Genomic DNA, 11,197 nt, shown 5'->3' with positions numbered 1-11,197 from the left:
GTCGATCGTCTGCTTGTCCGGAGCACCTAGTTGCGGGCTTTGCTCTCTGCCTTGATGGGCGGCTGTCTTAAGTTATCCGGCCCATCAGCTCTGGCCCGCTTTCACCTAGCAGCACTCGGCGCCTGAAAGCCTGACGGTCGCACCGACTTGCGACGTCACGAATATCGAAAAACGAGCTCAGCCTGATCGTATCCCCCCGGCGGCGGCCGCCTTGTGTAGTTTGATTGGCGGGCCGAGGATTTGACCTTAAGTCTAGCTTTAAGGTCACCTGGCGAATGCAGGTCAATGTGTTGGGCGCCGAGCGTCGGCGGCGATGGAGTTACGACGAGAAGGTTCGCCTTGTCGAAGAAACCTTGCAGGCTGGCGAGACGGTCTGCGGCGTCGCGCGCCGGCATGGGGTGGCTCACAGCCTGCTGTTCACTTGGCGTCGACAGGCGCGCCAGGGTCGACTGGGCGGAGATTCTGTGCCAGCTCTCGTTCCCGTCGAGATCACACCGATGGCGGCTCCGACTTCGAGCGACGCGCCACAACGAGTATCTTCACCGCCTGCGCAGCGTGCAAGGGCTGGAATCATCGAGATCGAGCTTGGCGGCGGCTGTCGCGTTCGCGTTGACCGTGACGTGGACGTTGAGGCGCTGCAGCGAATTCTTGAGCTGCTGCGGCGACGATGATCCCGATTCCGAGCGGCGTCAGGGTTTGGATCGCCACTGGCCACACCGACATGCGTCGCGGCATGCAAAGCCTGGCTCTTACGGTTCAGGAGACCTTGAAGCGCGATCCCCATGCCGGCGATCTCTACATCTTCCGGGGCCGCCGCGGTGACCTCGTCAAGATTCTTTGGCACGATGGGCTGGGCATGTCGCTCTACGCCAAGCGCCTCGACCGTGGGAAGTTCATCTGGCCCTCAGCGTCGGACGGCGCGGTATCGATCTCGGCGGCGCAAATGGCTTACATGCTCGAGGGCATCGACTGGAGGAATCCCCAACTAAGCTGGCGGCCGCAGAGCGCTGGCTGATTCAGGAAAATCTGCGGCTGCCGGCATTTTGAGGAGTCCCAACGCATTCAATCTATGATTCACTGCGTCGCATGAATGCTGATCGCGACGCTGTTCCGGATGACGTTGGCGCCCTGAAGGAGGCGCTGGCAGTCGAGCGCGCGAAGGGTTTGGAGATCGCCGCTGAACTCGCGGTCGCCCGCGCGAAAGCGTCGGAAGACGAAGCGCTGATCGCCCAGCAGCAGTTGCAGATCGCCAAGCTGAAACATCAGATCTATGGGCCACGGTCGGAACGTTCGGCGCGGCTGATCGAGCAGTTGGCGCTGACGTTCGAAGAGCTGGAAGCCGACGCCACCGAGGACGAGCTGGCGGCGGAACGGGCCGTGGCGAAGACGACGACAGTGCGTGGATTTACACGCAAGCGCCCCGAGCGTCAGACCTTCCCCGAGCATCTGCCACGGGAACGGGTGGTGATCGATCCGCCGGCAGCTTGTGAATGTTGCGGCAGCAATCGCCTTCGCAAGCTCGGCGAGGACGTGACGCGCACGCTGGAGGTAGTGCCGCGCCAGTGGAAGGTGATCGAGACGGTACGGGAGAAGTTCTCCTGCCGCGATTGCGAGAAGATCAGCCAGGCCCCGGCGCCGTTCCATGCCATCCCGCGGGGATGGGCCGGCCCGAGCCTCCTGGCCATGATCATGTTCGAGAAGTTCGGCCAGCATCAGCCCTTGAACCGCCAGGCCGAGCGGTATGCCCTGGAAGGGGTGCCGATCGCGCTATCAACCATGGCCGATGCCGTGGGGGCGGTCTGTACGTCGCTGGATCCCCTGCTGCGCCTGGTGGAAGCCCATGTTATGGCAGCCGAGCGCCTTCATGCCGACGATACGACGGTGCCGGTCCTGGCCAAGGGCAAGACCGACACGGGACGGTGCTGGATCTACGTTCGGGACGACCGGCCGTTTGGGGGCGCGGGTCCACCAGCAGCGATGTTCTACTACTCACGCGACCGCAAGGGCGAGCATCCGCAGGGGCATCTGGCCCGGTATGCCGGCATCCTGCAGGCCGACGCCTATGACGGCTACAACCAGCTCTATCTGGCCGGGCGCCAGCCCGGACCGATCCGGGAGGCTGCCTGCTGGTCACATGGAAGGCGCCCGTTCTTTGCCATGGCCGACATCGAAGAGAATGCGCGGCGCAAGGGCGCCGGAAAGAAGGAAATCCCGCTCTCTCCGATCGCGATCGAGGTCGTGCGGCGGATCGATGAGCTGTTCGAGATCGAACGTTCCATCAATGGCAGGAGCCCCGAAGGGCGTCTTCAGGTGCGACAGATGCTGAGCCGGCCTCTGGTGGAGGACCTTCAGGTCTACATGCGCGAACAGCTCGCCAAACTGTCCCGCGGTCACGACCTGGCCAAGGCGTTCAACTATATCCTGAAGCGATGGGCAAGCTTCACGCTGTTCCTGGACGATGGACGCGTGTGTCTCTCCAACAATGCCGCCGAACGAGGCTTGCGAGGCATTGCTCTTGGACGAAAATCCTGGCTGTTCTGCGGGTCTGATCGCGGAGGGCGACGTGCCGCAGCCATGTACAGCTTGATCGTCACGGCAAAAATGAACGGCATCGATCCGCAGGCGTGGCTTACGGATATCCTCGCTCGCATCGCCGCCCATCCGGCTCATCGGCTGGACGAGCTTCTGCCCTGGAATTGGACGCCAGCACCAACAATCTCTGCTCAAGCCGCATGACCATCCATGTTAACAAGGTCCATCACGTCACCACCATCACTCAGGTCGCGAAAGACCTCGGCGAAGATGAGGATTGGCTACGTGACGTCGCCAACGAAATGGAGATCGAGGACGGCGTCATCTGGGTCTATGGCGTCGGAGAAGACGGCGTCCAGGCGTTCACCAACTTCGGAATCGAAAACCTGATCGAACTCGTCCGGATGTACAAAGAAAGTCCGGGATTGCTTAAGCGCTGGCCGTCCGAATAATCCAACTCGCCTGCGGCCTACGCCGGACGCATACGCCTGATCGGCCTTATTGCCTTATCGAGACGGCAGGACCTCGGCACCTAGGCTTTGGCACGGCCATCAAGGCGAGCCTGAAGGCTCTTGGTGCCGAGTTCTTCTTCGATGCGGTAGCCTTTTCCGTGATTGTTTGCGGCGCCTGATATCATTGCGCACGCTGCACGGCACCGGCTCCTGTTCCGCCTCTCGGACCAGGTTGGCCAGATTGGCCTCTCTTCCTGAACAATTCGTGGCAGAGAGAAGTCGGGGGCTGGCGGTGGGCGCCATTGAGATCAGATCGACCTTTCCAAGGCGTTGCTCCGGCCGAGTCCGCTACTCCATGGCCGCGTGCTCTGGTCCTGCTGCTTGCTTGCGCAACATGGCCTTTGTTGAGCCGATCATGATCGCGAGCGGGATCGTGGCCACAACAAACAACATGACCAATTGATAGTCTTGGGAAAACGCAATGATTTGCGCCTGCACGGCAACCATCTTGTCGGCCATCGCCCGTCCCGCATCGGTAGACAGATTGATAATGCCGCGCACGTCGGGCATCTGAAGGGCATGGTTGAATGGGTTGATGTGCTCGGACAGGATGGCATAGCTGCGCCGGGTTCCCTGCGTGAGCTCAGCAATCACGATGGAAATGCCGATCGAACTGGCAACGTTGCGCAATAGCGTCAGCATCGACGTGCCTTCGGTTCGAAGGTGGCTGGGAAGCGTCAAGAACGAAACAGTCGAGAGCGGCACGAACACGAGCCCAAAGCCAAAACCTTGGATGATGCTGACGGCGACGATCTCCGGCACCTGCGTCAGGTCGGTCCATCCTGTCATTTGGAACAGCGAGCCCGCAGTCATAGCCAAGCCGCTGACAATCAACGTTCGAGCCTCGATAAAGCGCATCAACCGGCCGACCATCATCATGGCCAAGAAGGTCCCGAAGCCGCGGGTTGCCAGCAGCATACCCGCGGTAATGATGGGATAGCCGATCACGTTTTGCAGATAGGGCGAGGCGAGCGCCATGGTTGAGTACAGGACCAATCCCATCACGGTCATGAAGATACACCCCGTCACGAAATTGCGGTCCTTGAACAGCGCGAATTGAATGAACGGGCTCGGGGTCGTGAACGAGTGCGCGAAGAAATAGTAGAAGCCTACACCGGAGATGATGAACTCGGCTATGATCTCGTTGGATTCGAGCCATCCCAACTGCTCGCCACGATCAAGCGCGAGCTGCAGGGCGCCGATGGCGACTGCCAATGCAGTAAACCCGAACCAATCAAACCGCAGCGTGTAATCCTTCTCAGTTTCGTCCATAAAGACCAACAGGCCGAGGATTGTCAGTACACCGAAAGGTAAATTGACAAAGAACACCCAATGCCAGGAATAAGTTTCGGTAAGCCAAGCGCCGAGGGACGGGCCCATGATCGGGCCTAACATCACTCCCATGCCCCAGATAGCCATCGCCTTTGCTCGCTCCTGCAAAGTGTAAGAGTCGAGCATCACTGCCTGCGAGAGCGGTACGAGCGCTGCACCGAATACACCCTGCAACAGGCGAAACAACACCATTTGAGTAATGTCTTGCGCGAGCCCGCACAGCACCGATGCCGCGGTAAAACCAGCCGAGCAGATGATGAAGATACGCTTACGTCCGAAGCGATTGGCGATCCATCCTACCGGGGCGGTCATGATGGCGGCAGCGACGATGTAGGAGGTGAGCACCCAGTTGATCTGGTCTTGCGAGGCCGACAGCGTGCCCTGCATATAAGGAAGGGCAACGTTGGCGATGGTCGTGTCGAGCGCCTGCATGATCGTTGCCGTCATGGCGCAGGTCGTCACCATGTTACGGCGCAGCCCCGAAGGCAACGGACCCGACATGGTTCAATCCTCGTGCTGATTTGCCGTCGCCGACAGCCCCAGCAAGCCGGCAAGCGTGCGCTTGTGGCCGGTGTCAATGGTGGCATAAACGCTCATGCCGGCCTTCAGCTTGCGCACCTGCTTGTCGTTCTCTTCGAAGTAGATGCGCACCGGCACGCGCTGAACCACCTTAACGAAATTGCCAGTGGCATTTTGCGGAGGCAGAATCGCGAATTGCGCGCCGGTGCCCGGGGACAGCGAACCAATCTTTCCCTTGAAAACGTGGTTGGGAAACGCATCGACTTGCAGCGAAACGGGCTGGCCGACCGCAACATACGTCAGGTCGCTTTCTTTGGGATTGGCGTCGACCCACGGGTTGGCGACGTCCATCACGGAAAACACTGGCGTGCCCGCGGTGACGTAGCGGCCGAGCTGGATCTGCTCGACCTGAGTGGCCGTGCCGTTGATTGGCGCACGAACCGTGGTGAGGTCGAGATTGCGCTGCGCGTCGTCAAGCGCCGCTTTCGCCTGCAAATAGGCGGGGAACTCCTCCAACGGCAAATCAGGATTGCCAAGCAATTGGGTGAGCGCATTCGAGCGCTGCTGCCGGACCAGCTGCTGCTGCGCCTGTGCGGTTACCAGCGCGGTCATAGTGTTGTCGAGATCGAGCTGCGATCCGACATTATTTTTCACCAGCGATGATTTGCGTTCGACGTCGCGCTGTTTGATGGCGATGCCCGCGCCGACGATCTCCAGCGTCTGGGAATATAGCTTGACGTTTGCGACGAGGTTGGCGTGGTTGGTCTTGGCATCTTCGAGTTTTGCGCGCGCCTGCGCCAGCGCAAGCCGGTATGGCACAGGATCGATCTGAAAGAGGGTGTCGCCGGGCACCACCAGCTGGCCCTCCTTGACAGAAACGCTGACGATCTTGCCAGAGACATCCGGCGTGATCAGTACTTTCTGCGCGCCCACATAGGCATCGTCCGTGCCGACGTAACGGCCGCCGTTCAGATAGACCGTAAGTCCGGCCACCACCGCAACCAGCGGCAGAACCACGAGCAGCAGGAAACGGCGATAGCGGCGCAAGCCCGCCATCAGTCGTCGACGTGGCTCGCCGGCGAGCTTTGATCGGCCGGGCGCGGACGGATCTCCCTTGTGCTCCGGTGGGAATTTGAGGATCGGATCAGCCATAACGCTGCTCCTCTCTAGACAAATCTTCGTTCGCACCCTGCACCGCGTTACGAACGTTTTCCTTGATTTCCTCAAGTTGTGTAAGCAGGCGGTAAGCATCCGCGACGGGAATGCCGTTAAGCGCAGTGGCAGTAAGCTCGGAACGCAGGCCGTTCAGTTTGCTAAGCAACTGGCGTCCGGCCTTCAAAAGATGGAGTCGATTGATCCGACGGTCATTGGCATCGCCCCGGCGTTCGAGCCAATTGTTCTCACATAATTTATCGACCAATCGCGTCAACGTGATCGGTTGCATCTCCATTTCTTCGGCGAGTTCCGCCTGGCTCATGCCCTCCTTGCGTCCTACCTTGGCCAAAACCGCCCACTGTGCGCGGGTTATGCCAAAGCGCCCTGCCTCCTTGTCCGCATAGACACGTAGCATTCGCGCCAGTTCGGCGAGAGTGAACAAAAAATCCTGATCCACGGAAGCGCGGCTCATTTACATCTCCGATAAGCATGTGATATTATAAGCTTGCTTATGTGATAGTCAAGCTTATGAGCGGCCGATCAAGATGCAATGATGCGCGGCGGGACGCTGGATGTGTAGGGTCGCTGAATCGCGTGCGAGCAGGCATTTTCATCGAATGACTCCAATCGCCTGCAAGAAGATTGGGCTATGTGTTTGCCTTGTCCTCGAGATACCTCCGCGCATCTCCTACGGTGAGGACAGATGTGGCAATCTCGTCAGGAATCTCACAGCCAAATGCCTCTTCAAAAGCTATGAGAAGCTCGATCGTATCAAGGCTGTCAGCGCCCAGGTCCTCGATGAAGCGAGCATTGTCGACGACCTTCTCCGGCGGAACGTCAAGATGCCGGCTGACTATGTCCCTAATCCGATGGCCAACGCTATCCATGGCTCAGATCTCACTTCAGCCACCGAAGACTACCGCACAATTTCAAAAACCCGTTAGGTAACAAACAGTTCCATCTACGCCGTGGGAAGTCGAGGGCAAGGCCCCGAGAGCCATCGGTAAAGCTTGCACGCGCCCGTCCCGATGGACGATCGTGGCCGCCTACCGAAGCACATGGAACTCCATGGCACCAACCACGCCGCCAAAGTCACAAAATGGCGACGGTCAAGGACGCCGCGCTGTCGGTGGCTCAAGGATGACTTCTCTTAACTGGTCGCCGCTCACGATCAGGATGATGAAGTTCAATCGGCCGTCCCTTTTCATCAAAGTTGCACTGATTGCATTTCCCTTTGTAACTTTCTCAGCAATAGCGACTGCATCCGATAATTCCTGCCGTACATTCTTCAGAGCCACCAATTCATTCCGGTTGTCGGAACTCTCCAAAGAGAGGGTGCTTTCTTTCCTTGCAACGCTTCCAGTTTTTGCGTCGATGGCATTCTCCCAGATCAGCGTCCTGCGCATGGTCTTGACCCAATAGACTGCGGAACCAGCCAAGATATCGAATCTGACTTCTAGTGCCGTTGATCCACTATGCAGCTTCTCTGCTATTTTGATCGCCCGCCGTAACGAAACTCGGGCTTCACGAAAGAATTGAAACTCCCGAGTTGTCCCTTGATCAGCGTCGCCAGTAGCCGGTGGATTGTCTTCGCTAGCCGCGACGTTTGACCACAGCATCGCTCGAGCTGGCGATAGGTGCGCGAGCGCCAGAAGGCCGATTAAGAAAAGTATGCGACTACACATCTCTAACCAAAGCCGAATCCCGGGACGAAATCCCCCGACAAGGTCGCAAACCTGTGTTTGCAAGCAATTTCCGACGCGGACGAACCTCTGCTTGTTGCCTTCCTCAATTCTCTCACTTCTTTCTCGCGCGAGCCCTATGGCGGCCATCGCGAGCAAATCCGTGCGCAAGCCTATCATAAGCTTGCTTGCTTCTTTCGAGAAAAGGGTTTATCTATGACGGAAAGGGACGACGCGGGTGCGCGTTCCATGCCTAAGGCGTGCCGGATTAAGTACTTGCCTTGCTTAGCGGTTCAACCGGTCCAATGAGAGAGCGGCGCGCACGGATAGAGTGGCAAGCTGGGGAGGGCCCGGCATCAACGATCGCGGTAGTCATTGCGGCGTGGTCTTGGGCGTCGTCGCCCCCTTCTCGGTTGCGGTGCTTCTGCTATTTTTTGAATGGGACGGTTGCTTTGGATTCTCCATCTGACCTTCATTGGCAAAAAGCCGGTCGCCAAAAGTCAGCGCTCTGCGAAGGCGTGTGGACTTAAGCATCAGGAGGGTCCCTGCAATTGTTCGCCCAGACCGGAATCAACCTGAGCCCCGAACATGCCTGCAAGGCCGCCCGCGCGGGGCCGCTCGCGATATCGATGATCGCCGCGCTGCCGATCGTCGGATCCTGTCACGAAACGTCGATCGACGGTAAGGTTACTCAGGATTGAGACGATGACGCAGCGCGCGACTATGCTCGCCGGGCACGAGGGCCACCAAATTGCCGCATCGACGGAAGGGCCAGAGAATGGCTTTCCGGTCGTGCTGGCACATGGCGGAGGCCAGACACGGCGAAGCTGGCTCGTCGTCTCGCAGCTGCTGGCCCGGCATGGATTTCGATCAATTGCAATAGACCTGCGCGGACATGGCGATAGCGCTTGGGCTGAGGATGGCGCATATGACATCCGAGATTTTGCGAGCGATCTTGTGGCCATCGCAAGCGCACAAGCTCGAAGGCCGGCGCTCATCGGCGCCTCGCTTGGGGGCTTGGCGGGCATTTTCGCGGAGGGCGAACTGAGCCCGTTCAGCTTTGCATCTCTCACGCTCGTTGATGTCACTCCACAAATGGAGCCGGCAGGCATCGCGCGCGTTGTCGGCTTTATGGCGGCTCATGCACGCGAGGGATTCGCCTCTCCCCAGGAGGCTGCGCAGTCGATTTCCAACTATCTGCCCCATCGCCCAAGCCGAAAAGCCTCATCCGGACTTCAAACATATCTTCGCCGCAAGGAAGACGGACGATATTATTGGCATTGGGATCCCGCCTTCATCGATCAAATCGTTCGACCGAAAGTGATGGAAGCAGCGGCGATCGATCGTCGGCGCTGCGCGCTGAACGCTGCGGCCGGCAGGCTGCGTCTGCCCGTCCATTTGATACGGGGAGGCTTGAGCGACCTCGTGTCTCCCGAAGCTGTGGTGCATTTCAAGACGCTGGTTCCCCACGCTGAATACACCGACATCGCGGATGCTACACATATGGTGGTGGGCGATCAGAACGATGCTTTCGGTCAAGCCATCGTTGAATTCCTGATCCGAAGGCATGGCGCGGAGGTGGTCTCGTGAACCGAGAAAGGAAGCCCCACGATATTGAACAACTGCGGAAGCGTTTGCTGATTGCTCCCTTTCATCGCTGGCTCGGGCTGAATTTGATTGATTTCGATATGAACGAACTCGTGCTCGAAATGCCTTGGCGAGACGAGATTGTCTCCAATCCCAAAATCGCATCGGCGCATGGCGGCATTCTTTCCGCGTTGATCGACCTGACGGGACTCTACACCATCCTTGCAGCTGGAGGGACACCGCGGGCGACAATCGATCTGCATGTCGATTTCCATCGACCTGCATTACCTGGTCAGCTGCGCGCAATTGGCCGATTAGTAAAGATGGGGCGTCAAATCAGTGTTGCTGAAACACGTGTTGTCGGTACCGACGGCGCCCTTCTGGCAAGTGGAAGAGGTGCCTATGTTTGCGAATAGGATGCCGTCAGGCCGTTTCGTCACATGCGTCACTGGCCCGATCTTCACTGGGCCCCAGCAAGGCACGGTTCACTTGCGGTCCGCCAAATAAGATTTCGCATAGAACTGATCCATCAAAAGCAAAGGAAGAATGGAATGAAGACAGTCACCTGCAGATTCGCCGCAGCGTCCCTCGCCCTGACGATGCTTGCGGTCTCGCCATCGGCGGCACTCGCCCAAAAGAAATACGATCCAGGCGCGTCCGACACCGAAATCAAGATCGGGAATATCATGCCTTACAGCGGCCCCGCATCCGCCTATGGCGTTATCGGCAAGACTGAGGAAGCCTACTTCAAGATGATCAACGATCGCGGCGGGATCAACGGTCGTAAGATCAACTTCATAACATATGACGACGCCTACTCTCCTCCTAAGGCAGTAGAGCAGGTCCGCAAGCTAGTCGAAAGCGACGAAGTCTTGCTCGTCTTCAACCCACTCGGCACGCCGTCCAATACAGCGATCCAGAGGTATCTCAACTCAAAGAAAGTCCCGCAGCTGTTCGTTGCGACGGGTGCAACCAAGTGGAACGATCCCAAGAATTTTCCCTGGACGATGGGCTGGCAGCCTTCCTACCAGAGTGAGGCCCACATCTACGCCAAGTATCTGATGAAGGAGAAACCAAATGCGAAGGTGGCCATCCTTTATCAGAACGACGACTTCGGCAAAGACTATGTCAAGGGCACCAAGGATGGGTTCGGCGCCAAGGCTGCCAATATCATCATGGAAGAGAGTCACGAAGTTTCCGAGCCGACTATCGACTCCCACATCGTCAAGATCAAGGCTGCCAACCCAGACGTTCTCCTGATCTACACAACCCCGAAATTCGGCGCGCAGGCGATAAAGAAAACGGCTGAGATCGGCTGGAGACCGCTGCAAATCATGACCAACGTCTCGGCATCGGTAGGTAGCGTGATGCAACCTGCGGGCTTCGACAATGCTCAAGGAGTGATTTCAGCTGCCTACGCAAAGGACGCGACCGATCCGCAATGGACTAATGATCCCGGCATGAAGAAATGGGCCGAGTTCGTCGACAAGTACATGCCTGGCGCCGACAAGACCGACAGCGGCCACATCTATGGATACGGCGCTGCCCAAACACTGGCGAAGGTGCTCGAGATGTGCGGCGATGATCTCACGCGTGCCAATATCATGAAGCAGGCCGCGAACCTGAAGGACTTTGAGCCTGACACGCTGCTGCCGGGCATCAGGATCAACACCGGGCCGACCGATTTTGCACCGATCAGTTCGCTCCAACTAATGAGATTCAAAGGCAAGAAATGGGAATTGTTCGGCGACACCATTCACGGTGACGTGCCTGCGGAATGATTCTCCGGCGGGTAGAACAAATAGGCTCCCGTGAGCAATCACGGGAGATCTTTTGTGACCTTGATGCTGTGCAGCAGCATGGCTCGTCCGACTTCGT

At 58.2% G+C, this 11,197-nt stretch carries 13 protein-coding genes; 8 read left to right on the top strand and 5 right to left on the bottom strand.

Features of this window, described 5'->3' with window-relative positions; translation table 11 throughout:
* The first annotated feature begins 275 nt into the window (after positions 1–275).
* The 4 genes from tnpA (at position 276) to ACVIJ6_RS37685 (ending at position 2,984) form a co-directional block, all read left to right on the top strand.
* Positions 276–671: an IS66-like element accessory protein TnpA gene (gene tnpA, locus ACVIJ6_RS37700; RefSeq protein WP_083780697.1), complete on the top strand. Its 396-nt coding sequence runs from the start codon at positions 276–278 to the stop codon at positions 669–671.
* A complete protein-coding gene (gene tnpB, locus ACVIJ6_RS37695) occupies positions 668–1,015 on the top strand; it encodes an IS66 family insertion sequence element accessory protein TnpB (protein WP_041750840.1) in 348 nt (115 codons plus the stop codon). Before tnpA ends, tnpB begins: the two co-directional genes overlap by 4 nt.
* A gap of 71 nt (positions 1,016–1,086) precedes the next feature.
* Positions 1,087–2,736 carry an IS66 family transposase gene (gene tnpC, locus ACVIJ6_RS37690; protein WP_012044968.1) on the top strand — a complete coding sequence of 550 codons (1,650 nt, stop codon included), beginning with the start codon at positions 1,087–1,089 and terminating at the stop codon, positions 2,734–2,736.
* Complete coding sequence (locus tag ACVIJ6_RS37685; protein ID WP_012044969.1) at positions 2,733–2,984, top strand: hypothetical protein; 252 nt, start codon at positions 2,733–2,735, stop codon at positions 2,982–2,984. The genes tnpC and ACVIJ6_RS37685 overlap by 4 nt, the downstream gene beginning before the upstream one ends.
* Positions 2,985–3,332: 348 nt before the next feature.
* Here the strand turns inward: ACVIJ6_RS37685 and ACVIJ6_RS37680 are convergent, their stop codons facing one another.
* The 5 genes from ACVIJ6_RS37680 to ACVIJ6_RS37660 all read right to left on the bottom strand — a co-directional run bounded on the left by ACVIJ6_RS37680 (position 3,333) and on the right by ACVIJ6_RS37660 (position 7,669).
* Complete coding sequence (locus ACVIJ6_RS37680; RefSeq protein ID WP_057199281.1) at positions 3,333–4,877, bottom strand: MDR family MFS transporter; 1,545 nt, start codon at positions 4,875–4,877, stop codon at positions 3,333–3,335.
* Between the two features lie 3 nt (positions 4,878–4,880).
* Positions 4,881–6,047 carry an HlyD family secretion protein gene (locus ACVIJ6_RS37675; RefSeq protein WP_057199280.1) on the bottom strand — a complete coding sequence of 389 codons (1,167 nt, stop codon included), beginning with the start codon at positions 6,045–6,047 and terminating at the stop codon, positions 4,881–4,883.
* Entirely contained in the window at positions 6,040–6,522 is a 483-nt protein-coding gene (locus ACVIJ6_RS37670) for a MarR family winged helix-turn-helix transcriptional regulator (protein WP_057199279.1), read from the bottom strand. Before ACVIJ6_RS37670 ends, ACVIJ6_RS37675 begins: the two co-directional genes overlap by 8 nt.
* Positions 6,523–6,697: 175 nt before the next feature.
* Positions 6,698–6,937: an acyl carrier protein gene (locus tag ACVIJ6_RS37665; protein WP_057199278.1), complete on the bottom strand. Its 240-nt coding sequence runs from the start codon at positions 6,935–6,937 to the stop codon at positions 6,698–6,700.
* Positions 6,938–7,159: 222 nt separating this feature from the next.
* Complete coding sequence (locus ACVIJ6_RS37660) at positions 7,160–7,669, bottom strand: PepSY domain-containing protein (protein ID WP_156402926.1); 510 nt, start codon at positions 7,667–7,669, stop codon at positions 7,160–7,162.
* Positions 7,670–8,283: 614 nt separating this feature from the next.
* On the opposite strand from ACVIJ6_RS37660, the gene ACVIJ6_RS37655 reads away from it, so the two are divergent.
* The 4 genes from ACVIJ6_RS37655 (at position 8,284) to ACVIJ6_RS37640 (ending at position 11,100) form a co-directional block, all read left to right on the top strand.
* Entirely contained in the window at positions 8,284–8,433 is a 150-nt protein-coding gene (locus ACVIJ6_RS37655; RefSeq protein ID WP_156402925.1) for a hypothetical protein, read from the top strand.
* Positions 8,434–8,437: 4 nt separating this feature from the next.
* Positions 8,438–9,322, top strand: a complete 885-nt coding sequence (locus tag ACVIJ6_RS37650) for an alpha/beta fold hydrolase (RefSeq protein WP_057199276.1) — start codon at positions 8,438–8,440, stop codon at positions 9,320–9,322.
* Entirely contained in the window at positions 9,319–9,735 is a 417-nt protein-coding gene (locus ACVIJ6_RS37645) for a hotdog fold thioesterase (RefSeq protein WP_082529116.1), read from the top strand. The genes ACVIJ6_RS37650 and ACVIJ6_RS37645 overlap by 4 nt, the downstream gene beginning before the upstream one ends.
* A gap of 183 nt (positions 9,736–9,918) precedes the next feature.
* Positions 9,919–11,100 carry an ABC transporter substrate-binding protein gene (locus ACVIJ6_RS37640; RefSeq protein WP_230646587.1) on the top strand — a complete coding sequence of 394 codons (1,182 nt, stop codon included), beginning with the start codon at positions 9,919–9,921 and terminating at the stop codon, positions 11,098–11,100.
* Positions 11,101–11,197: the final 97 nt, after the last annotated feature.

It is taken from the genome of Bradyrhizobium sp. USDA 4369, assembly GCF_054056435.1.
Note: the sequence above shows the minus strand (reverse complement) of the source record. Positions and strands in the feature narration are given on the sequence as shown.

What these genes read in the sequence shown, in the direction of transcription:
- tnpA (WP_083780697.1), top strand. Translation starts at nt 276, where the DNA reads ATGCAGGTCAATGTGTTGGGCGCCGAGCGTCGGCGGCGATGGAGTTAC.
- tnpB (WP_041750840.1), top strand. Translation starts at nt 668, where the DNA reads ATGATCCCGATTCCGAGCGGCGTCAGGGTTTGGATCGCCACTGGCCAC.
- tnpC (WP_012044968.1), top strand. Translation starts at nt 1,087, where the DNA reads ATGAATGCTGATCGCGACGCTGTTCCGGATGACGTTGGCGCCCTGAAG.
- ACVIJ6_RS37685 (WP_012044969.1), top strand. Translation starts at nt 2,733, where the DNA reads ATGACCATCCATGTTAACAAGGTCCATCACGTCACCACCATCACTCAG.
- ACVIJ6_RS37680 (WP_057199281.1), bottom strand. Translation starts at nt 4,877, where the DNA reads ATGTCGGGTCCGTTGCCTTCGGGGCTGCGCCGTAACATGGTGACGACC.
- ACVIJ6_RS37675 (WP_057199280.1), bottom strand. Translation starts at nt 6,047, where the DNA reads ATGGCTGATCCGATCCTCAAATTCCCACCGGAGCACAAGGGAGATCCG.
- ACVIJ6_RS37670 (WP_057199279.1), bottom strand. Translation starts at nt 6,522, where the DNA reads ATGAGCCGCGCTTCCGTGGATCAGGATTTTTTGTTCACTCTCGCCGAA.
- ACVIJ6_RS37665 (WP_057199278.1), bottom strand. Translation starts at nt 6,937, where the DNA reads ATGGATAGCGTTGGCCATCGGATTAGGGACATAGTCAGCCGGCATCTT.
- ACVIJ6_RS37660 (WP_156402926.1), bottom strand. Translation starts at nt 7,669, where the DNA reads ATGCTGTGGTCAAACGTCGCGGCTAGCGAAGACAATCCACCGGCTACT.
- ACVIJ6_RS37650 (WP_057199276.1), top strand. Translation starts at nt 8,438, where the DNA reads ATGACGCAGCGCGCGACTATGCTCGCCGGGCACGAGGGCCACCAAATT.
- ACVIJ6_RS37640 (WP_230646587.1), top strand. Translation starts at nt 9,919, where the DNA reads ATGCTTGCGGTCTCGCCATCGGCGGCACTCGCCCAAAAGAAATACGAT.